This window comes from Brakhagea baltica, assembly GCF_052161605.1.
Classification (GTDB): domain Bacteria; phylum Planctomycetota; class Planctomycetia; order Pirellulales; family Pirellulaceae; genus JBKCUI01.
In genome coordinates this window covers 6118968-6139974 of record NZ_CP197409.1, presented here as the reverse complement: position 1 = coordinate 6139974, position 21007 = coordinate 6118968, and the positions used below count along the sequence as shown (strand labels likewise).

Below are 21007 nucleotides of genomic sequence, written 5' to 3'. Positions count from 1 at the left end.
TTCGTGGTGCTGCGAGCAATTCAATTACAAAGAGCGCTCTTTTATGGCGTTGTCGATATTGGGGAACGCTCTCCTATATTTCCAAGCCCTTGTCGCGGCATCAAGTCAATCTGAGGTTGTTGATCACTAATCGGATTACGGGACAACCATTCGCCCAAGGCGAAACGTAGGTCATCGAGACGGGACAACTCTCGCTCTTGAAATTGTACCGATCCGGCATCTTCGTCGTAGGACTGGACCGTCTTGCCCGCTAATCCAAAATCGTTTAGCAACAATTCTCCCAGCTCCTTCGAAGTCACTCCGGTCCGCAATCGAAATTGTTCGAGGTACTCAACCAGTTGCTGGCCATCGCGAAACGATTTTAGTCTCAAGCTGGGGATTGCTCCCTGATCGGACGGATAGATCACGGCGAGAGGATCCAGCTTCTTCCATGATTCCGCTGTCCCCATCGTCTGCCAAGGGACCACGCCATTCGCGCCACGCGCCCAGGTTTCAACGCACCATGCGACGTTGGTGTCGGTCGACTGATCGAAGATGTTGGCCGAACCGTACATGTAGACTAGATTCCTATGTGCTTTAGCCCGAGACATGACTCTCTCTTGGTACCTTCGCAGGGAGCCACTGACCACCTCGACACTCGAAATACCATCGAGCAAATCACGCTGCCATTCAGGCCGCGAAATGTCAATTCGATAACCAAATCGCGGCCCAGATATTCCCTTCACACCTTGCCAGAACTCAAGCCCAAAGCGTCGCAGTGCCCAAAAGTCTTGCGTATTGACCGGCTCATCAAAAATCCACGCCGCCGAACAAGCATCCCACCGATTACCTTGCTGCTGCTTGAAGTAAACCTTGTTGTTTAGATAGAATTCGAAGAGGGTTTCGTTGTACTGTCGTTCTCGAAAATGGCGAGCAAAGGCGTTGATCGCACTACGAAACTCGGTCCAATAGTCTTCAGAATAGGCGTCCTCGATCCAATATCCGCCGAGAAAATGTTTTTCGTGGTCCATCGGCCAGTTCTCGTTGATGGGCAGATAGAACGCTTCTGTTGGAATTGGCCCGCGACGAGAATTCGCAAAAGCAGAGCCATCGAGTAACGGCCCCCATCTGCGGTCCCATTCGGTCCAATCCCATGAACCATCTTGATTTCGCTTCGGGACAGCATCCGCTGAAACTTTGCCGCTCCATCCATATCGAAGCGAATTAAGTGTCGTTCGATGTTCATGGCAGAGCTGATAATACGATCGCTCGTTAGCTGGTAGGCCATAGCAATTCATTTGCGGGATAAAGCTCAATCGGTCGGGGAGCGTAAAGTCCCAGACTTTGGTCTTGATGTCGACTGCATTTGTACCCCATTGGAGCGTAACAACGTATTCGCCAGCGGGGACGGTTTTCGTCGCATATAGATCGATACATGTTGCGACAGGATAATTTACGGACAACCCAAACGCCTCGGGTTTCCAAAGACTAAGAGGGACTGCGGGATCCAGTCTCTCCTCGACTTGGGGCAGTGCAAAGATATCGACAACGAAACCCTCGGGTGCAGAAACTTGTAACGATTCGGGTGATGCTTTTAGCAACCAAGAAACAGCCTCTCCTTTGGCAATACCAATCGTTGATGGGACAGTCCGTATGCCATCCAATCGCAGTAGATCATTCGAAGCCACGTCGATCGTCTCGAGTTTCTTCCCTTCTCGAGCGGATTGAAGAATCGAGGCGAATTCGACGATCGCCGTTTTTTGTTGTTTGGCTTCAATCGTTTTATTGGCAATCTGAGGAAGGTCAGCGGGTGAACTAGTCGTTTCGCCATCTTCGAACCATACAACGAAGTAAGGAGCAGATGCTCGATTCTGATCACGACTGAAAAAGAATCGGTTCGGCATCAAGCGATATTCAAAACGATTTCCCGTTCGTTCATACTCGCTCCCAACATCGTCCATCACGAGGAAACCAAAGCTCCTGCCATCGAGTCGGGCTTGAATGATCTCTGGCGAAACTGGGATTCTTTGCCAACCGTCTTCATCAGGTTTTGTCGCATCTCCAAAGGACCAGATCGAGCCACCATTTCCCAGAGTGACAGCCGTTACATCGGTCCCATCTCCTCCCCAGCGTTGTTTGCCACCGATAGCCCATTGAAAACTGCAACCGTCAGTTCCCTTGGCATAGTTTGTACCGTCGCCTTCGTTCCAGTCTGTCATGACCGTCGAGACCGTAATGCGGAGGGCCTTATCGTCACTAGCTGATTTCAATCGCAATTCCGCACGGCGCACCTTTTTGCCCTGGAACGGAGTCGGATCGAAATCGATCAGGAAAAACTCTTGGATCCCCTTTAGTTTGAGTCGCGGAGCAGCACCGTTGTTCCCCTCTTGCTCTCCCGAGTAAGCGGAGATCCAGGCGTCGCGAGTCACATCGATCCTAACTGGATCTGCGGACTGAGAATCGCCCATCAAAAAAGGTAAACAAAAGCATAGGACAACCATGGAACGTCTTGTGAACATGATCAGAAACCAAGGCGGGGGAAGGGAGGTGGGGCTGCGATCGAAAGGGATGCGGGCTGGGTCATTATAGCATAAAATGCAAGCACTTCTCGCTGATCGCCACCGTGATCGGATCTTCACCCTCCCAGCGAAGCGACCGGGAGGGTCGGCAATCGAGCCTTAAGCGAGATTGCCGGGGAGGGGGCAAGACGGGGCGTTCCAACTGTGCCATTGCCCCTCCCCAGCCACGCTTGACGCGGGCTGACCCTCCCCAAACGGCGTTTGAGGAGGGTGAAGTCGTTGGCGATCACCGAGAATTGTCAAAAAATGATACAATCTCAGAAATCACTTCTCTGATTCAATGCCCAGTTGTGTGGATTGCTCAACCAAGGCTCGCAACTGCTTGGGAGTAACGATCCGGGACCAGTTCAGAAAATCAGGAGACTCTCTGTCGCTTCTTGGTGGCAATCGCAAGCTCAACGAGCTTATCCGTTCGCTGAAGACCGCAGCAAACGAGGCTACTTCGGTCATTTCCCGATCAGCTCGCAAGTGAAGAGGCCGTTCAGCATGATTGGCAAGAGATCGAATTTCCTCGCAGCATCTCAGGACATCCCAAACCTGTGAACTCGCCAGAGTCGCACCAAGCAACATGTACCTGCGCCGAAGATGCGTTTGATACTTTTGGTCACCTCCATGACGGCTTAATCCAACCCCTCGCGGGGTAAAGATGACCAAAGCTTTGCCTTGCTCGCGAATGTCCTTGAGCATTTCGCGAAGCGAGGTGGACAAGTCTATCGCCGCATCATTCCCGGGCACGGCGGGCATATTGGCGATTCGCAATTCCTCGGGAAGTATGGCAGGGAAAGCCGAGGACAAAACTCGAAGCCGATCTCGCCAGCCCTCTTCCTCGACGAGTTCAACTTGGACTTCTCTAATCTCTACTTCGATGGGTTCGAGGTGGTAAAACCGGAGATTGACTTCGTTCTGACTACTGAATTCGCGCACGGTAAACCGCACACCATCAACAATTTGCTCAGCAACGACACGGGAGCCCTTACGGATTTCTCCCACCGAGGGCCATGCTCCAAACGTCTTCTGTCGGAGTTGGCCAATAGCCTCCACCGGGGAGAATGTATCTGAATCCACAGCTAGTTCCGTGAAGTCTTCGTAGCAACGACTCGTGATCTCGTCGGACGGAAGTGTTTCGAAGACTTTTAATTGCTGCGGGGTGAAGTACTTTTCTGCAAAGCTAGGAACTGGCTCCACATCATTCTTGAGCCATTTGTTGAACCAGCGCATGACGGGCAGTTGCAACTCCTGCGAGTCTTTGTGCGGCCCCTCCGTAATCAACAGTCCAAGATGATCGGGGGCGTTGTAAAGATCGTAGAACTGACGAACTTGTGTGTGGAGTCGCACGACTCCATCGAGTGGAAAAATCGTATCCTTATCGGTATTGCAAATCAAAAGCGGTCGAGGCGCGACCAATGCAGCTACGAGAAAGTAATCCCAACGGTAAGTGTTGACCATGAACATGCAGTCGCAGTGCCCCTCGACGCATCCATCGACGATATGGTTTTGCAGATCCGTGATCCCGGCAACGGGGCATGCAACACGAATACGCTCATCCAATGCTGCTACCCACCACGAGTAGGCTCCTCCGCCGCTACGCCCGGTAACACCGATTCGCTCCCCATCTACATCGGATCGCGACTGTAAATAGTCGATAGCCCGAATACAATTCCAGGCTTCTGCACCAGCGGAGGTGTAACCACGCGAGTTCCACCACCACATCCCTTGGTTGTGGGTTCCGTGATGAATACCTTCGATTTCTCCCATCTGTACCGTGTCGAGAATCATGCACACGTATCCGTTGCGAGCAAACCATGCTCCATGGTGCTGATAGGTGACTTTATTGCCATAGCTGACTCCATCGATCTTGGACGGCCCATGTCCGCAGACGTAAAGAATAGCCGGTGCCGGTTGGCTGAGACCTTTGGGAATGTAGACGTTTGCAGTGGCGTATAAGCCAGGGCGTGATTGGAAATGAAGCTTTTCGACCGTAAACTCTGGGTGATCCAGGACGCCCGTAATCTGACTTTCGAGATCTGTCTTTTCTGGATAAGGATCTAGGCCGAGCATTTCTAAAAGCTGTTGCTTGTAAGAGGCCCGTTCATCCTGCCACTGCTCGACGCTCCATTTCACATCTCGCCACTTGGAGGTCAAGGTTCGGGTGGCCGCATTAAAGAAGTTGGCGGCCATCTTGTCACCAGGTAGTTTTTGCCCTGGTAGCTTGCCATAAGGATTCCGGTAAGCCTCCGAGTAGGGATTCGTCACCGGTTCGTCCGCAGCAATCTCGCTGAATCCGCACGATGTGTACGAAAGTACCATGACAATCAGGGCCCAACGACAGTTGTAACACTGCGTTGCCAGCGAATCTCGAATTAGCCAATGATTCATTTTTCGATCCCCCAAAAACTTTCACTACGGATTCATGGCGTATCCTTGCGTAACGCAATCTGCTTAGCGACGGTTTCCGATAACCTTACGGGGATTGACCGCGGCTTTGCCCAGGCTGCATAAGTAGTTAGAGCGTGAATGGGTGTCTCGGGATTCTCAAGGGTCGCCACCAGCATCTCCAATCTCTGGTCAGCAATTTTCTGCTTGTCAAACGCTTCCTCGCACCGAAGCAGCATTGTCTGTAATTGTAGGATTTGGCACAGCATAACCAATCGATACTCAGGAACCAAAACGAGTTTTTCGCAGATCGGTAAAATCTGAGAACACAGTTCCTCGAGCTCATCATAGCGTTCGGTGTCCATCATCAGTTGAGCGTGAGTCAACTTGACTTCCGCGAAATAGCCTTTTACCCATCTTGTCCCAAAATGCGACCTGAGATACGTTTCGAATAGTTTATCGATTCGTTCCAGTTCAGGAAAAGCCGCATCAAAATTAACCGCTTCGTGATACTCGCTCACTCTATGTCGCAATGAATTAATTGCTGGTTTGATAAACATCGGTTCATCCGGATGCATATCAGCAAGTCGAATTGACTCAGAAATGACTTCTTCCTGGATGCGGTATCTTTCATCCGTTTCGCCGTGATAAAAAAAATGCGCAAGATCACTCTTGAACTGCAAACATGCGTTAATCTGCTTAGGATTTGATGGGAACTCCGCCATGAAGTAATCGATCTCAGGTCTAATCAGTTGCATTAACTCGTCGATGCTGGATACACCAAGCGTTGGCGATAGTAATTCAGACTGTTGGGCCATCGGTGTTTCAGCAGAGTGAGAACAAAGAACAAGCATCATGGCACCGAATATGTACTGAAACCGATACTTTGCGTTGTCGCGATACTTTCTGCTTAGTGACTGTAGGATGGCTACTGACTTTACACGAGAATTAATGAGATTCTTGGCATCTCCTTTTCTTTGGTAAACGGTAGATTCGTAGTGATAAATCAGGCTTAGAAGGTGGCTCAACTGCGGATTGTTTGGACTGATAGCAAGATCGGCAACCATGCTCTTCCGGAACTCTGCTAATGCATCGAGCAACGCTGTTTGTTGATCCTTATTCGAATCTAAGACATCGTCGATCAACGACCCGAAAAGCATAACGTAATCAACCTTGGTCTGAAATTCCTTCGCAGTCGCAATCTTCTGTTGCCACAACGCAAAGCTTACAACCGTTGCGGAAACAGCAAGAACTGAGAACAACCCAACGACCATGACTGTGGTGACCGGATGCTTCTTCGCATACCAAAGGGCCTGCCTGAACTGCGTTGGGCGAGAGGCTTCAACAGGCTCTGAATTGAGGAACCTTCGCAAATCCTTCGCGAGGTCTCCTACGGAGTCATAGCGATGGGATGGCTCCTTCTCCAAACACTTCAAAATGATCGATTCGAAATCCTTGGGTATGAGTTTGTTAACGACGCTCGGTCTAACCGGTCGATGATGAACGATCTGATTCCGCACATCGGAGAACTTAAGTCCATCGAATGGCAACTTGCCGGTTGCCATCTGGTATAGAATTATGCCTAAGGAGAAAACCTCGGAACGGATCGTGAACTCATCTTGATCCCCCAGAGCTTGCTCGGGTGCCATGTAACGAACCGTACCAGGAACCTCACCTTCCTGTGTGAAGCGATCCTCTACTTCTTTATCCCAACGTTTGGCTAAACCAAAGTCAGTTAAGGTAGCCTGAAACTTTGGTTCGGTTTGACCTGTTCTCTGAATCAATATATTGCTGGGCTTCAGGTCGCGATGAAAGGTGGCTTTGGAATGTGCGTACGAAACTGCTTCAGCAATTTGGCAGCCGATTTCGGCAGCATCACGTCCGGTCAAGCTATCGGGCGATTCGAGTACCAATTCGGCGAGTGAACCACCTGAAAGGAAAGTGGAGCTGATATAGGGTATTTCTCCTAGCACGCCCGAATCGTACAACCGAACAATATTAGGATGATTCAGACCCGCCGTGATTTTCGCTTCCTCAAGAAACCGTCTCCGAACAACACTCGAGTTCTTCGAAGGCCGTAACAGTTTGAGAGCAACCTCGATCTCCAACGTTCGATCGAATGCAGCGAAGACTACCCCAAATCCGCCCGCTCCTACAAAGCGAACGTTCTCGAATCGCGGACCTTGCTGGGGGGGCTCGCAGCCAGTCTGAGAACGCGGAACACTTTCGACGTACAAAAGGCATTTTTCGATGGCATGCCGACATAGCTCGACGTCGTCCCGTTCCTTTCCATCCGGTTCGTTTCCATCCAGTTCAAAACCACCGGCAGCTTTCGAGGAAAGACTCCGCGCTCGGGTGATTGCTTCCTTAGTAGTGTCATCAAACGAGGAATTGGTCATGAAGAGACAAATTATTCAGGTGTTCTACGATGCTGGCTACTATAATAACAACTGCTGTCCCCTTGCGGTAGAACCAACGTCGGTCATCCCCCAGCTCCTCTCCTACTATAATACGAATCGGAGATACCGTGTGAGCAATTGTTGCCAAGCGTCACTAAAGCGAGGACAAGGCTAATTTCTTGGGGCGAATTCGCTAGAATAGCACAAGTCTAAGGACTGTTTTCTCAGGAAGTGGCATGAATGATCAACAATCCAGATATCAATGCGTCCAAAAAGATAGGACTAGGAGTCTGGATCGAGGCTCTCTGCGTTGGAACCATAAGTTACCTCGAGACGATTCGGTCCTGGGTTGGAATGCGGCCTGTTGAAACGATTTCCGTCTCGGAAATTCAGGCGGCAGTGGAATGTTCAGAACCAACGATGGTTTTGATTGACGTTCGAAGCAAATCGGAACGGAGTGTTTCTTGCATCCCAGGGTCCGTTAGTCTTAGTGAGTATCTACAGGACGAAGCGAAGTACAAAGGCCTGACCGCAGTGACGTATTGCACAATCGGGGGCAGAAGTTACGCATGGGCTGCACGGCTTGCTAAGCGAGGTCGTATCGTGAAGAACTTCAGCGACGGCATAGTCGGATGGTGCAGAGCCGGTGGCAAGCTGGAAACACCCGCTAAGCAACCGACCACCGACGTGCATACCTATTGGAGTATGTTTCATGTACCCGCTCCTTATCGCTTCTGCACGATTCCGGAATCGCGAGACGACGTTGAACAACCAAGTCCAAAGGGCAGCAATCGATCTTAGGTAGTAGGCTAACCGTGTCGGCAAGTCGTTACCATCAAGTAGGTTCGCTGATCGAGAATCAAACCAAGGGAGACACAATGAATAATTGGAACGGAAAGGATATTATCGGATCTATCCTGGGAATACCTGTGGGTGATCCACTTGGATCGCCCTATGAAGGAACGTCGCCGGCTAGGCACGCCATATGTACTAAGACGAGGCTCTCGTTACAATTAAGGCGTTCGATGGATCTCCGCCCTCAACGCTAATATCAACAAAGGAGTGCTGCTATGAAGTACATGAACCGTTTCGGGAGTTGTTACTATGTCTTTCAAGGAGTGACGAAGACAGGTAAACCCAAGTACTTTGTTTCGCGAAAGCCTGAATCCGAATCGGGCGTTCCAATCGATGCATTGCCAGATGACTTCGAGTTATTCGAATCACCAGAGGATGCCAGAGTCAGTATTCGCAAACGTGTTCCGTTGGAAATCAGCGAGAACGAACTACAGTTTGTCAGAGAACAAATCGATGCGAGGGTCTCGAACATACCGACCCGAGTCGTTTGCGAACGACGTTGCATCGTCATCTACGAGTCGGAAGTTTCTAATGGACTTAGTTCGTTGGACGCCATTCTTGGTGGATTGATACCGAAAAATCTTCGAGCTCCACAGTATTCTGGGCACATGTCCCCTGCATTTCGGTTCAAGCTAATCTCAAAAAAAGACCGAATCTTCGAAGCACAACGCTACTGCTTCCGAGGTGGTATCGAAGATTGGATCAGCCTTCATCATGAGGGAACTCTGGATGAACTATGCCCTTATTATCTAAAACACCTAGGTAAGGAATCATTTTACGAACTTATGTAACGATGCAGTACGAATCAGATGGCGTCAAAAGCAGAAAGAACGAAAGGTACACCTCACGGCATCGATCTCAAAGCGGAAGATCGTCGGCCGCGACCTCAACCACTCTCAAGTCGCCATAGACCGCTCGATAGTTGCTTGTACCCCGGAGCTTATAGAAGCACACGATTCGTTCGTTGTCTCCCAGCCGAACACCTTTCCCGAGATAACGAAAGCTACCGGCTTCGACCGAGGCATTTACGAAATCTTGGACCGGGACAAAGTTCCCCTGAAGCATGTTATCACGCCATGCCGCGAGATAATTCGTTTCAGCTTCGGTTCGCTCGATTTCTGACTTACCTGCTATGGCAGTGTGCCAAGTCATATTGAACCCTCGTTCGAGCTCGAGAAATTCACCTCCATTCGCTTCTGCAGAAAGTTGGAGCCATTGGACCATCTTTTCTTCCGTTACTTGTTCCCTTTGCTGAGGTTCAACGATAAGGAAGCCCTCCGGCGGTGTGAGGCTGAATAGCGTGGGACTCAATTGAGCGTCAAACTCAATGCTGCTCAGGATCACACCCGCGATAGTTCCTTCAGAAATTTGAGACTCTACAGGATTATTGCGGTCTACATCGGTTTGAGGATCAAAGAAAGTATTACCGGGAGTCGTGCAAATCCTAACAAGCTGCTTCGATTTCGCATCGAGCCAAATTTCGGTACTCTGTTCTGCTCCATGCTTATCCTTAAGATAGTGACGAAAAACGTTTGTATCGATGCCATCAATGTTCTGCTTTCCAATATACTGAACCGACTCCTTCTCCAAAATGTTAATGATATTGTCAAAGGGAAGTCCCGGGCCAAACTGTCCAGACGACTCTTTCGTTAGCATGGCGGTCCGTTTCTGCATATCAAGCCGTAGAGTCGCATTGGTTATCGTGTCTTCAATGGTCACAGAAGCAACCCTGCCATCTTCGGCGTATCGAACATCGCGATATCGGTTTGGTACCTGAAAGGACCTCTCCCAGCGAGGCGCGCGTTTCAGCCAACTGCGTTTTCCATCGACGCTGAATTCGCGATTGTACCAGTCTATGGTCCAGCTAATGGTCTTTGCCTGTTTGATTGTTTCTATCGTTTGTGCGAATGCGTTCTCTTGCGGGGCGAAAGCCATGAACATTGCTACTAGAAATACAGCAGCAACTGCGGAATAGCTAAGCACACGTCGCAGAATACGCTTTCGACCTTGGTAGGTTTCCATGACTTTAGGATCTAGGTACGATAGAGAATCTTTGTTGACATCAAGCCAACTATCAAAATTGGCTTTAGGCGGTTCACCGAGCGCTCCCTGAATCATTAAGCCTAGATCTCGATCTGATGGTTCAGTCATTTAGAATTTCCTTTTTTTAGTTCGTTCGGCAAATGAATAGCCAGCGTCTTTCGAGCCCGCTGCAAGCGTCCATGGACGGCTTGGGGAGAAATACCTAAGGACAATGCAATTTCTTCGTACGACAGTCCGCTAAAGTAGTGCAAAGTGAGCAATTCTCGAGCGGACACCGAAAGTTTTTCCATGGCTTCGCGAACCTTTTCATCTCTTGAACCTCTAGTCTCACAGGACGAATCCGTAATGGATTGTTCCTGTAATGGTTCAACGTGCATTTGTCTCGGTGACATCTTGCTTGCTGTTCTTCTGCAAATCGTACCTAACCACTGGGGGAACCGATTGGTTTTGCTAAGCGTATGCAGCTTGCGACATGCAATCGCGAAGGCTTCTTGTACGACATCCTCTGCAAGATGGCGATCTCGAAGCCGGCTTAGTGCGATTCCGATAGCGATCCTGTAATGCCTTTCGTACAGACAACGAAAGCTCTCCACATCGCCTTTGCGAGCTGCCTCCACCAGTTCAGCGTCTGTACGGCGATCTTGATCTTGCATTTCGGTCTCTATAAGGGATGGCTACTGTTTCTGGTTGGTTAGTGTCTCCGCCGGCATGGGATTGAGCGCATTACTGCGAAAATTTACCAAAATTGCTTTGCTATCCTGTAACAAGCCCCAGAGATTCGCTTGCGCAGTCATGCTGGTATTGGCAAAAGGAAATGGAAAGGGCTAACATTGTGATATACACAATACCCTTTAGTGTCTCCACGAGAAAGTTGCCATGACAAAGGACCATGATGATTTGGAGTTGGAGTGGGACGAAACCCAGCCTCGCATTACTTACTATACCGATGGCAACGGACGTTGGTTGAAGCGAGTTTGGGTAGTTCAATGTCCAGAGACGATTCTGTTCCGGGACCGATGCCAAGGTGCCGTCGGGCATTCGGGTGATCATTGGTGCTACCGGGCTGACGGATCGTATCACTACAAACCTCATGCCTCAGATCCTCAGTCCAAGCGAATCGGTTGCGGGATTATTCCACCTGGCAACACGGGCTATCGAACGCCTTTGGAGATGAGTCGCAAACGGTATGCCTCTTTCTATGAAGATAGCGAGGTTACCGATCCTAAGGAAATCGATCGGTTGACGCGGGGTGAATTCGCATCTCACGAATCTGCTGATCTGCCTTGTACGGCCGAGCAAATCGAAATGCTGCGCAAACTAGGGCGTCTCGAGTCGGATGAGGATCTGGCACGCAGGAACCGCTCCGCGTCGCTCAAGTTCCAAACCAAAGATTTTTCCGATAAGTCAACGATCACCGACATCGAGTCGCGATTCGATTTGGACGTGGAACGTTTCAGCAATTTGGAAACCGGCCAATCGGCAACGATCGACGCGCCTCTTGCTATGCAACTGATTACCGAGGCGGCAGTGCGATTAACTCCGGAAATCCATCGAGTTCTCGATATTGGTTGCGGAGCTGGTAACAATACACTCAAACTACGTGAAGTCTATGGTAAGCCGTTTGCTTGCGATCTATTGGATCTGAGTCGGCCCATGCTCGAACGGGCTAAGGAACGCGTGATGCGATCTGGAGTAGGCACTATCGAACTGTGGCAAAGTGATTTTCGAAATGCAGAGCTGCAGCACGAAAGCTACGATGTCATCCTCGCGGCTGCCGTGCTGCACCACTTGAGAGACGACGAGGACTGGCAAGCGGCTTTTGAAAAAATTCTATCGTTGCTCAAGCCCGGCGGATCGGTTTGGATTACCGATTTGGTAGTTCAGGAAACTGTTCCGATTCATGAACTCATGTGGTCGCTGTACGGTGAATATCTCGAAGGCTTAGGGGGAAGCGAGTATCGTCAGAAAGTGTTCGACTACATCGCAAAAGAAGATTCACCCCGTCCGGTAACTTACCAATTGGATTTGCTTCGCCGAGTTGGCTTTGCTCATGTCGAGCTTTTGCACAAGAACAGTTGTTTTGCAGCTTTTGGTGCATGGAAGGAGTGAGGAAATTTGATCGAACAATTTGCGATAGCGGGGTACCGCTCTATTCGATCGATCATTCTGGGACTTGGGCAGCTGAATGTGATCACTGGTGCCAACGGCTCGGGAAAATCGAACGTCTATCGAGCTCTTAAGCTTGTTGCCGATGCTGCCGATGGACGATTAGCCGAATCTCTTGCGCTTGAGGGTGGCTTTAGCTCAGTGCGTTGGGCAGGTCCGAAGACAAAGGACAAAGATCCAGTGAGCCTTAGGCTCGGCTTCACGTCGCCACCATTTAGCTATTGCTTTGATTTGGGACTTCCGCAGCCCTCTCGCTCTGCCTTCCAGTTTGATCCCGAGATTAAGCGAGAGTGTTTGTGGCATGGCTCTGGAATGAATGCGAGGTCTCTGTGTGCAGACCGGAGAAACACATTGCTTCGCACCCGTGCAAACGATGGAAAGTGGATGGATATTGAAATGCCGCTATCGCGAAACACAAGTATGTTATCCGCGTACTCCGATCCACTTCATGCACCGGAGTTAATAGTCATGCGGGAAAAATTGCGATCATGGAGGTTCTATGATACTTTTCGGGTGGATAGCGGATCTCCCGCCCGTCGCGGTTCACCAGCCACCTTCACACCGATCATGGCAGGCAGCGGTAGTGATCTAGCAGCCGCCCTGCAAACCATTCGCGAAATCGGTGATTACACGAGGCTCGATCAAGCAATTGACGACGCTTTTCCCGGATCGCGAGTTCAAACGATTTTGCGAGGTGACGGATTGTATGTTGCGTTTGAGCAGCCAGGAATCGGCCGTGAGCTAACGGCATCCGAGCTTTCCGATGGTACGTTGAGGTATCTTTTGCTAGTTGCTGCGATGCTGACTCCACGTCCACCTGAGTTGATGATTCTTAATGAACCCGAGAATAGTTTGCATCCGGACTTAATTCCTGCATTAAGCCGACTGGTGAGGATGGCATCAGAAAACAGCCAAGTGATCGTCGTAAGCCATAACCCAATTCTCGTGAGCGAATTAGAATCGGACGAAATGGCGGTGTCGATCCGATTGACCAAGAAGGACGGTGCCACGGTGCTTGAAAATGGTGATCTCCTGAGCCAGTACGGTTGGAAGTGGCCAGCGCGATAGGCGTTCCATTATTTTTTGAAGTTCGCTGTTGTCCGGTATTCTATCTTAGCCCCTTTTCTCGAAGCAATTGATCGGCCCAACTGGCATCTGGAATGGTCAAGGGCGGTGTGGGATCGAGACGATAATCAAGGTCTTCATGATAGCGACCGTTGATGTAAGACATATTGAGTAGGGGTTGAAGCCGCAACAGAACATCGGGGTCTTGAGGACGCAGAGGAATGCGAATCGTGGGAAGAGGCTGTTGCAAGGAAACTGGATACATGGCGGCTCGATGCTGCTGGTCCCCTCGTACAACACAGATGCGATAAGGGCCACGACATTCGGAGGGTACTCCACTCTTCGGAGCAGCCAGCACCCACCCCCCTTCTCGAAGCAAATCAATCTCGACCAGATTGACTCGACCAGAGAGCAGCTTCTCTTGTTTGACAAAGTACTGCTCGCGGCCTTTACCTGCGATCTTGTTAGTGAGACTAAGAAATTCGATCGCAGTCACAATCCTATGCCCATCGGCAGCATCGACGATCGCAATGTAACGAAGTGTTTCGGGCTCCACCAAACGAGAAACCATGACTGGTTCTGTCGCGTCTACAATCGTCGCGGTTCCCCCACCGGCAAGAGGAGCGTCTGGGCGCTCGACAATGGGTACATCCGGAGCAAATCGATCGGTCCGGCTCTCTTTATCGTCATCCGATTCAACCGTGACGTATTCCTCCACGCGAGCTCGTAGACCAGGAGGCAATTGCGATTGTAATTGATCGCTACTGTAAGTCGTCAATCTGGTATGAATATCCCCCCAGTGCGATTCGAGCCAGGGATTCATGCCGGGAAATGGGTTATCTTGATTCACTTTTTGTACCTTACTCGGTAGATTCCTTGTCTGCTATCGTTATATGACGGCAATCGAACCGGAGAATTTGTTTATTCGAGCCATGCACAGCACCCCTCCCCAGCCACGCGTTCGCGGGCTGCCCCTCCCCAAACTGCGTTTGGGGAAGGTTAATTCTGCGGCGATCAACGAGAATTGTCGTATATTCTAATCATTTGGAAATTATAAAACATCCATTGAGTTCTGTCGGCAGAATGCTTGCCCAAAAGACTGGATGAGTAGATTGGACCGAAGTTTTCCATACAAAGCGATTACAAATGACTAACAACAACGACCACATCAGCTTGGGACGAAGGGCCTTCCTGAAGCAGGGGACGCTCGTGCTGACAGCCGGGGCGATCAGTTCAGCGGCATTGCTCGCCGATGACAACTCGCACCGTCTGCGTGTCGGACTCATCACCGATCTACACTACGCCGACAAAGCACCGGCGGGAACTCGATACTATCGCGAGACGCTGACCAAGCTCGACGAAGCAGCCAAAAAGTTCGAGCAGGACAAGCCATCGTTTCTAGTGGAACTAGGGGACTTCATAGACGCTGCTGACTCGGTCGACATCGAGCAGAGTTACCTCAAGACCATCAACCGACCGTTCTCAGCGATCTGCAATGATCGGCATTACGTCCTTGGGAATCATTGCGTGGACACGCTAACGAAAGAGGAGTTCTTGGGCGGGGTTGAGCAAGAAAAGTCGTATTACTCTTTTGACCGAGATGGCGTCCATTTCATAGTGCTGGATTCCTGCTTCCGCAGTGATGGCCAACCGTATGGCCGAAAGAACTCTCATTGGACCGACGCCAACATTCCGGCTGCCGAGATGGAGTGGCTCGAAGGTGATCTTAAGGCCAATGAAAAGCCGGTGATCGTCTTCGCTCATCAGCGGCTCGATGTTAGCAACGATCACGGTGTAAAGAACAACTCTGAAGTACGAAAAGTCCTTGAAGCATCCGGCAAAGTTTTGGCGGTTTTCCAGGGACACAGCCACCAGAACGATCTAAAGGAGATCGGTGGCATCCACTACTGCACGCTAGTGGCCATGGTGGAAGGTACGGCTCCCGAGAGCAACGGCTATTCGCTCCTGGAAATCGAGCCGAACGGCACTATCCACTTGACTGGATTTCGCAAGCAGAAGTCCTATAACGATCTTCACAAAGCATGAGAACGATGTTGCATTTGAGGGAATACTTGAAGAAGAACATGTTTCAACGATCACTAGCAAGAGCCATGGTTTGGGCTTTGATTGGACTAATGAGCATAACCGGCACAGCAGTAGCAGATCCAATCGACGTTTGGATCGGTACCGGCGGATCTCCTAGCAAAGGGATCTACCACTGCGTGCTGGATATCAGCTCTGGGCGGTTATCCGAATCACGCTTGGTTGCCGAGATGAGCTCGCCCGGGTTTCTGGCCAAGCATCCCAGTCTCCCTATTTTGTATGCTGTCGGTTCGTTGAATGGTGAAAGCGTGGTTGCCGGCTTTTATATTCATGGAAAAGGCAAGGAAGCAACATTAGAGCAGGCAACCGCACATCCGATCGGGGACGGAGGTGCTACGCATTTGTCCGTTTCACGCGATGGTCGGACGCTGTTGACCGCTCAGTATGGTGGAGGTTCCCTAGCCGCCTTCTCACTCGATTCTGAAGGAAGGATTTCCACTCGTACGGCACTCATAAAACATGAGGGTGGCAGCAACGTTGTTGCAGGACGACAAACAGCTCCGCATGCACATTGGGTAGGCTTTTCTCCCGATCAGCGTTTTGCTTTAGTGCCAGATCTGGGGCTTGATCAAGTGGTTATCTATCAAGTGGATACCCAGCTAGCGTTATTGCAACCGCACGGGTTTGGTCAATTGCTGGCAGGGGCCGGACCGAGGCATCAGAAATTTCATCCTAACGGTCGATGGATCTATGTATTGAACGAACTGGATCTGTCGGTTTCCCTGTTTGATTGGCAACCCGAAAGAGGGGCAATGCAGATTCGGGAGACATTTCCGACAGTGGATCGGAAGGATCTGGAGCGACTGCGTCAGAAGAGTTGTTCAGAGATTCGCATTCACCCGAATGGACGTTTTGTTTATGCAGCCAATCGAGGCCATGATTCGATCACCGTCTTTTCGATAGGCGACGACGGAGAGTTAACGATGATTCAAAATGAACCGGTTCGCGGAGCAACACCCAGGAACTTCAATTTGGATCCGTCAGGAACTTGGTTGCTAGCTGCAGGCCAGGACTCGCATACCTTGGCTAGTTTTAGCGTCGATTACAAAACTGGGTTACTGACTTACAACGCCAGTGTAATTTCCACTCCCAGTCCAATTTGTGTTTTGTTCGAATACGAGTAAGACCTACCGTCCGGCACGGCAGGACATGCTACAAAAATACAGAAACAAACAGTGCCACCACGTAATCTCCTGCACTGTGTCCCCATGCGGCCCCCTACGGAGCGGTGGGGTAGATTGTGCGCCCGAACTGTGTGGCTTGGCACCGCTAAGTGAGAGATTATCGCTTGACCGGTCACGGTTTGCAACCTAACTGCGGATTCTTCTCCTTCTCGCTCCTCCCCGAGCTTTGTGGGGATAACAGGGATGGGGAGAAGCGGATCGGCGGAGCGATCCGCGACATTGTCGCTGACCGCTCCGTCGGTCAGTTCTCTGAATCGAATGAAACGTTCGCCAATTTTTGATTCGATGATGGAATAGGACAAGTAATGCGTGAACAGTTTCATTTCGGCGTTGTCCCCGGAGTGGACGACTGGTAGCTTTCAGGACGTTGTCCGTTTCTTCAGATCCAAATTCTTCAAGAGTGTTTTCCGTAGCATAGCCGGAAGTTGGATGAATGAGAGGAGAGAAAAGAAAAGGCTTTGTCTGCTTGCATGAAAAAAAAAGCGACGCAGTCATCCGTTTCAGAGAACGCCCGATCCGCCGCTTGGGTGCATCGGATTGCTCGTGGTTGATTCGTTGAAGCAATCAACAGTTTGCGTAGCAGTGGAAGTTTAGTCGCCGTTTCGTTTGACTCGAAGTTGTACTTACAGATCGTCACCATAAGACGGAAATCCTGAGAAGATGAGTTGCTGTCCCTTTTGGGGCGGTAGCAACCAGCCACAGTAGCGAGGCTATTGCAAGGGTCCCAATGATTGTGTTTTGTAACATCCAAAAACGGAAAAGCTTCATTCCCAAATCATCATGCGTAACGACAAGTCTACCCTCGGAAGAACCTGCGGAAACGATTGTGGCAGCCAAAGACAGAAGCAGAAGTCCAACACTACAGACAAGGTAGATGTATCGTCCATAGCCAAAGCAAAAGAACAAAGCTGATTTAGTAAGAATCCCCAAGGTGCTCAAAAGTATAATGACATGGATGCCAAACAGAGCGCTGGTCGCAAGGAGAAGAATCTGAACGAAGAACAGAAGGCTCGTTTTCATTGCACCTTACCTCTCGTATCGACGAACGGCGGCATTCATCGAGTCGCCGGAGTAGAGCCACCATCAGGAATCGGCTGTTCGGCGACTTCGATGCAATGCTTTGTTCGTCCATACGGTCCCTGATCTGCGAGATTGACCGTCCTGTGCGCATACCGTTTCTGCATCGTCGCAAAGTAGTCAACAATCTTTGCAGGATCATGCCCAATGTCAGCAGACATGGCGTGCCGTACCCGTCGAAGTTCTTCGAGAATTGGCGGTGTTGTCATATTGTCCAGGCCTCTCCCAGGAGTTCCATTGGTGTCACAAGTTCTGGCACGAATAGCCCAAGTATACCATTTATACGGCGGATGTGCCCAAATTTCCTCGCGTTAGCGAGATGTTGGCAGTTCCAGGTGACGAGAAAATCACACCGGTGGTACGATGCAAGCGCTAAATGTAAAGCATCACCAAATGGATCAACAGGCATCAACTTGTGATGTGTGTACGCCTCCACAATCTCGGAAACTGCGGAGTCAATCGACAGTAGTTCCAGATCGTCAAGCAGTCTGAGTGAGTCATCGCGACCCGGAAAATCCCCGTTTTCTAGTTCTGCTAGTACGGCGGCACTTGAAACGACTCGGTCCGTGTTGATCGTTGCGTCATACCAACGGCGAGTCCAGTCACGTCTCGCAACCATGTCTGGCTCGGTTCGCACTTCGAAGTAGAAGCTGGGTATTGTCGTCTCGATGTAGTAGATTGCCATCAGTGTCTATTTGGACGAACGACCGTGGTCACCGATGTCGCCGGAGACCACGTTTCTAAAAGTCAGGAAAGCACCGGCGGCGACTTCGGTGCACCACATTGTTCGCTCTCTTTAACAATAGCCGATCAGTGGTCCAGCGACCTGCTCGCCGAAAAGCATGTATCGACGGAAACATTCTATCCGAAAATACGAATCGCGTTCATTAGTTCTCCAAAGTTCCTTGTTGTTCTTCTCGAAAACCTCTATCTTGCATGACAGAGTCTCGCCGGAACTGCAATTATTACTCTTCGACAATTCCACGACAGTCTTCTTCCAAACGTTCATGAAAAGGGAATCGAATGTATGATCAACCAAAGCCCGAATAGCCTGTGACTCTTCTAGCTCACTTCGCATACATGCTTCCTTGAATTCTCGGCAGCGTTTCAATTGCAAATCTAGCTCATGCTGCTCCTTGGTTTGTTTCAAGCCAACAAGCGACGCAACGTAGTTCACAATCGCGTATCTATCTTCGATTTCAAGACCATCTAGGAGGTCAAGGAATCGTTGCATCGAGACCGACTCATGCGTTAACTCCGCAAACCGAAAAACCGCATGAACAGGATGGATGTAGTGGATGTTATTGCACTCCAATTCGGTCCTGTCATGCACTAGCGAACGCCCATGTTGACCGAGCCCCCGCCAGCACGGTCTCTAAAGTTCGAAACGGACCGACGGGGGCTTCGGGCGAGTAGTTTGGAGTCTCTTTGTTGAGGTTGTTGTTTGTGCCCATAGGTATGCTACCAAATCAATAGTAGTGCCGCACCGTCCCTTCCTCACAAATTGATACTCCGCACCCTCTCAGAACCGTACAAGCGCAGTTAACGCATACGGCTCCCAGCTATCACCTGTCTCGACAATCTTAACTCTCTATTGCTTTCTCAGCGATACGCAGCGATCAAATCTGTTAACTTTACCGGATTGCTCAATGGATTGATCTCCAGCCATCGATAGAAACTCTCCCAGGTCCACGCTTGCTTGCCGGTTTGACTGCGGCGTCGCAGCCAACGAAACAGCAAGAACTTCGTAGCCGTCCTAAACCTCATCAACCAGGGCCAATTATCATTGATACCATAGTATTGATAGTGGCCTCGTAGCTTCATCTGAACCGTGTCCCAGACAATTGCAGTCGGGGTTGTCAGGTGTCGCTTAAGCCAATCGCTCATCGCTTGAAGTTTAGCTCGGAATTTCTTCTTCGATGTTTTCCTCTTCAGTTTGAATTTACCTGCGCGGCTAAGGCCGCAATAATGTGTGAAGCCTAGAAAATCAAACGTCTTCGGGGCGCCTTCGCCCATCTCGCGGGAATCGCGAGCTGCAAAGCGACCAAATCGAATCAGTTTTGTCTTCTCGGGAGCTAAACTCAAGCCGAACCGTCCTAGCCGTTTTCCCAATGTTGACTGATAACGCTTCGCATCATCAGCGTATTGGAAACAACTAATGAAATCATCCGCAAAACGGAACAAGTGAGCTTCGCCTTTGACATGCGTCTTGACTACTTCTTCGAACCATTGGTCTAAAACGTAGTGTAGATACACATTCGCGAGCAAAGGACTTAGTACTGAACCTTGCGCTATGCCTTCATCTGTTTCGTGGAAACGACCATCGATCATGACTCCTGCGTCTAGGAACCTCTTTATCAGTTTCAGCAGTCTGGGGTCTGCGATTCGTTGGGACAAAAACGCCAATAGGTGTTGATGATCAACGTTGTCGAAGAATCCTTGGATATCTGCGTCACTGATCCAGTTCACTCGGCACGTGGAAATCACTTTGCCCAGTTCCCCTAACGCTTGGTGGCATGACTTGTTTGGTCGGTATCCGTACGAGGTGTCATAAAAATCCACTTCGTAGATCCGTTCCAGAATCATGACAAGGGCCCGTTGGACGATCTTGTCTTCGACGCATGCCAACCCTAGCGATCTCGTCTTGCCATTCTCTTTAGGGATTTCACGACGAACATTGGGTTGTGGGCGATAGCTGCCACGGTGGATTCTTTGGAGTAAATCTTGGAGATTGGACTCCAAGTTCTCTCGGTAGTCTCCGACCGATTTGCCATCTAAACCAGGGGACTTATCCTCCTTGAGTCGTGAGAAAGCCATGTGAAGCATGTCCAACGTGATCAGCGTTAGCAGATTGTTGAACGATTCTTCGGGGTGACTTGCCGCTCTTTGTGAGATGCGATCCAGTCGCTTTACCACTGCTACTTCACCGCTGAGTGTGAACAGTGTACTTCCAGATTCGCGTGATAGCTTGACCGCCTTCCCTCCTCCGGAATTACCCGTTATCGATGGTACTATTCGGTCATCCGACTCCCGCAAATCGTTTGCTTGCCTCACCTTTGGGGCTTGTTGGGCATACTCCGAACCAGTCCGACTGGATGGCGGGTGATTCGAAGAACTTGAGGGTCTCACTGGTTGCCTTGTAGACATGGTGTGTAGCGCGAATGGGCCTAACGACTCCGGGTCT

At 50.2% G+C, this 21007-nt stretch carries 19 protein-coding genes; 7 read left to right on the top strand and 12 right to left on the bottom strand.

Annotated elements, in window-relative coordinates; genetic code table 11:
• Positions 1–41 precede the first annotated feature (41 nt).
• The 3 genes from SH449x_RS24050 to SH449x_RS24040 all read right to left on the bottom strand — a co-directional run bounded on the left by SH449x_RS24050 (position 42) and on the right by SH449x_RS24040 (position 7330).
• Positions 42–2498: a hypothetical protein gene (locus SH449x_RS24050; protein WP_482378619.1), complete on the bottom strand. Its 2457-nt coding sequence runs from the start codon at positions 2496–2498 to the stop codon at positions 42–44.
• 324 nt (positions 2499–2822) lie between these two features.
• Positions 2823–4934, bottom strand: coding sequence for an alpha/beta hydrolase family protein (locus SH449x_RS24045; protein WP_482378618.1), 2112 nt, complete (start codon positions 4932–4934; stop codon positions 2823–2825).
• A 32-nt stretch (positions 4935–4966) separates the two neighbouring features.
• A complete protein-coding gene (locus SH449x_RS24040; RefSeq protein ID WP_482378617.1) occupies positions 4967–7330 on the bottom strand; it encodes a serine/threonine protein kinase in 2364 nt (787 codons plus the stop codon).
• On the opposite strand from SH449x_RS24040, the gene SH449x_RS24035 reads away from it, so the two are divergent.
• From SH449x_RS24035 to SH449x_RS24025, 3 genes are all read left to right on the top strand, one after another.
• Entirely contained in the window at positions 7329–7505 is a 177-nt protein-coding gene (locus SH449x_RS24035; RefSeq protein WP_482378616.1) for a hypothetical protein, read from the top strand. The genes SH449x_RS24040 and SH449x_RS24035 overlap by 2 nt on opposite strands.
• Before the next feature lie 65 nt (positions 7506–7570).
• A complete protein-coding gene (locus SH449x_RS24030) occupies positions 7571–8131 on the top strand; it encodes a rhodanese-like domain-containing protein (protein WP_482378615.1) in 561 nt (186 codons plus the stop codon).
• A 269-nt stretch (positions 8132–8400) separates the two neighbouring features.
• Complete coding sequence (locus SH449x_RS24025) at positions 8401–8976, top strand: hypothetical protein (RefSeq protein ID WP_482378614.1); 576 nt, start codon at positions 8401–8403, stop codon at positions 8974–8976.
• A gap of 67 nt (positions 8977–9043) precedes the next feature.
• Here the strand turns inward: SH449x_RS24025 and SH449x_RS24020 are convergent, their stop codons facing one another.
• Positions 9044–10336, bottom strand: coding sequence for a LolA family protein (locus SH449x_RS24020; RefSeq protein WP_482378613.1), 1293 nt, complete (start codon positions 10334–10336; stop codon positions 9044–9046).
• Entirely contained in the window at positions 10333–10881 is a 549-nt protein-coding gene (locus tag SH449x_RS24015; RefSeq protein WP_482378612.1) for an RNA polymerase sigma factor, read from the bottom strand. Before SH449x_RS24015 ends, SH449x_RS24020 begins: the two co-directional genes overlap by 4 nt.
• Positions 10882–11104: 223 nt before the next feature.
• Here SH449x_RS24015 and SH449x_RS24010 point away from each other — a divergent pair, with 223 nt between their 5' ends.
• A complete protein-coding gene (locus tag SH449x_RS24010) occupies positions 11105–12337 on the top strand; it encodes a class I SAM-dependent methyltransferase (RefSeq protein ID WP_482378611.1) in 1233 nt (410 codons plus the stop codon).
• 6 nt (positions 12338–12343) lie between these two features.
• Complete coding sequence (locus SH449x_RS24005; protein WP_482378610.1) at positions 12344–13462, top strand: AAA family ATPase; 1119 nt, start codon at positions 12344–12346, stop codon at positions 13460–13462.
• A 40-nt stretch (positions 13463–13502) separates the two neighbouring features.
• Here SH449x_RS24005 and SH449x_RS24000 read toward each other — a convergent pair whose 3' ends face one another.
• On the bottom strand, positions 13503–14309 hold the full coding sequence (locus tag SH449x_RS24000) for a DUF4058 family protein (protein WP_482378609.1): 807 nt from the start codon (positions 14307–14309) through the stop codon (positions 13503–13505).
• 296 nt (positions 14310–14605) lie between these two features.
• Here SH449x_RS24000 and SH449x_RS23995 point away from each other — a divergent pair, with 296 nt between their 5' ends.
• Both SH449x_RS23995 and SH449x_RS23990 read left to right on the top strand, forming a co-directional pair.
• Positions 14606–15505 carry a metallophosphoesterase family protein gene (locus tag SH449x_RS23995; protein ID WP_482378608.1) on the top strand — a complete coding sequence of 300 codons (900 nt, stop codon included), beginning with the start codon at positions 14606–14608 and terminating at the stop codon, positions 15503–15505.
• Positions 15502–16686: a lactonase family protein gene (locus tag SH449x_RS23990; protein WP_482378607.1), complete on the top strand. Its 1185-nt coding sequence runs from the start codon at positions 15502–15504 to the stop codon at positions 16684–16686. Before SH449x_RS23995 ends, SH449x_RS23990 begins: the two co-directional genes overlap by 4 nt.
• Here the strand turns inward: SH449x_RS23990 and SH449x_RS23985 are convergent.
• The 6 genes from SH449x_RS23985 to ltrA form a co-directional block, all read right to left on the bottom strand.
• Positions 16626–17069 carry a hypothetical protein gene (locus tag SH449x_RS23985; RefSeq protein ID WP_482378606.1) on the bottom strand — a complete coding sequence of 148 codons (444 nt, stop codon included), beginning with the start codon at positions 17067–17069 and terminating at the stop codon, positions 16626–16628. The two genes, SH449x_RS23990 and SH449x_RS23985, sit on opposite strands and share 61 nt — an antisense overlap.
• Positions 17070–17379: 310 nt before the next feature.
• Positions 17380–17766, bottom strand: coding sequence for a hypothetical protein (locus SH449x_RS23980; RefSeq protein WP_482378605.1), 387 nt, complete (start codon positions 17764–17766; stop codon positions 17380–17382).
• 35 nt (positions 17767–17801) lie between these two features.
• Positions 17802–18032: a hypothetical protein gene (locus tag SH449x_RS23975; RefSeq protein WP_482377405.1), complete on the bottom strand. Its 231-nt coding sequence runs from the start codon at positions 18030–18032 to the stop codon at positions 17802–17804.
• On the bottom strand, positions 18029–18508 hold the full coding sequence (locus SH449x_RS23970; RefSeq protein ID WP_482377404.1) for a PIN domain-containing protein: 480 nt from the start codon (positions 18506–18508) through the stop codon (positions 18029–18031). Before SH449x_RS23970 ends, SH449x_RS23975 begins: the two co-directional genes overlap by 4 nt.
• 111 nt (positions 18509–18619) lie before the next feature.
• Positions 18620–19057, bottom strand: coding sequence for a hypothetical protein (locus SH449x_RS23965; RefSeq protein WP_482378604.1), 438 nt, complete (start codon positions 19055–19057; stop codon positions 18620–18622).
• A gap of 368 nt (positions 19058–19425) precedes the next feature.
• Positions 19426–20877: a group II intron reverse transcriptase/maturase gene (ltrA, locus tag SH449x_RS23960; protein ID WP_482378603.1), complete on the bottom strand. Its 1452-nt coding sequence runs from the start codon at positions 20875–20877 to the stop codon at positions 19426–19428.
• Positions 20878–21007 lie beyond the last annotated feature (130 nt).

Excerpts from the sequence above, each read along its gene's own strand:
- SH449x_RS24050 (WP_482378619.1), bottom strand. The coding sequence starts at position 2,498 with ATGTTCACAAGACGTTCCATGGTTGTCCTATGCTTTTGTTTACCTTTT.
- SH449x_RS24045 (WP_482378618.1), bottom strand. The coding sequence starts at position 4,934 with ATGAATCATTGGCTAATTCGAGATTCGCTGGCAACGCAGTGTTACAAC.
- SH449x_RS24035 (WP_482378616.1), top strand. The coding sequence starts at position 7,329 with ATGAAGAGACAAATTATTCAGGTGTTCTACGATGCTGGCTACTATAAT.
- SH449x_RS24040 (WP_482378617.1), bottom strand. The coding sequence starts at position 7,330 with ATGACCAATTCCTCGTTTGATGACACTACTAAGGAAGCAATCACCCGA.
- SH449x_RS24030 (WP_482378615.1), top strand. The coding sequence starts at position 7,571 with ATGATCAACAATCCAGATATCAATGCGTCCAAAAAGATAGGACTAGGA.
- SH449x_RS24025 (WP_482378614.1), top strand. The coding sequence starts at position 8,401 with ATGAAGTACATGAACCGTTTCGGGAGTTGTTACTATGTCTTTCAAGGA.
- SH449x_RS24020 (WP_482378613.1), bottom strand. The coding sequence starts at position 10,336 with ATGACTGAACCATCAGATCGAGATCTAGGCTTAATGATTCAGGGAGCG.
- SH449x_RS24015 (WP_482378612.1), bottom strand. The coding sequence starts at position 10,881 with ATGCAAGATCAAGATCGCCGTACAGACGCTGAACTGGTGGAGGCAGCT.
- SH449x_RS24010 (WP_482378611.1), top strand. The coding sequence starts at position 11,105 with ATGACAAAGGACCATGATGATTTGGAGTTGGAGTGGGACGAAACCCAG.
- SH449x_RS23995 (WP_482378608.1), top strand. The coding sequence starts at position 14,606 with ATGACTAACAACAACGACCACATCAGCTTGGGACGAAGGGCCTTCCTG.
- SH449x_RS23990 (WP_482378607.1), top strand. The coding sequence starts at position 15,502 with ATGAGAACGATGTTGCATTTGAGGGAATACTTGAAGAAGAACATGTTT.
- SH449x_RS23985 (WP_482378606.1), bottom strand. The coding sequence starts at position 17,069 with ATGAAACTGTTCACGCATTACTTGTCCTATTCCATCATCGAATCAAAA.
- SH449x_RS23980 (WP_482378605.1), bottom strand. The coding sequence starts at position 17,766 with ATGAAAACGAGCCTTCTGTTCTTCGTTCAGATTCTTCTCCTTGCGACC.
- SH449x_RS23975 (WP_482377405.1), bottom strand. The coding sequence starts at position 18,032 with ATGACAACACCGCCAATTCTCGAAGAACTTCGACGGGTACGGCACGCC.
- SH449x_RS23970 (WP_482377404.1), bottom strand. The coding sequence starts at position 18,508 with ATGGCAATCTACTACATCGAGACGACAATACCCAGCTTCTACTTCGAA.
- SH449x_RS23965 (WP_482378604.1), bottom strand. The coding sequence starts at position 19,057 with ATGCAACGATTCCTTGACCTCCTAGATGGTCTTGAAATCGAAGATAGA.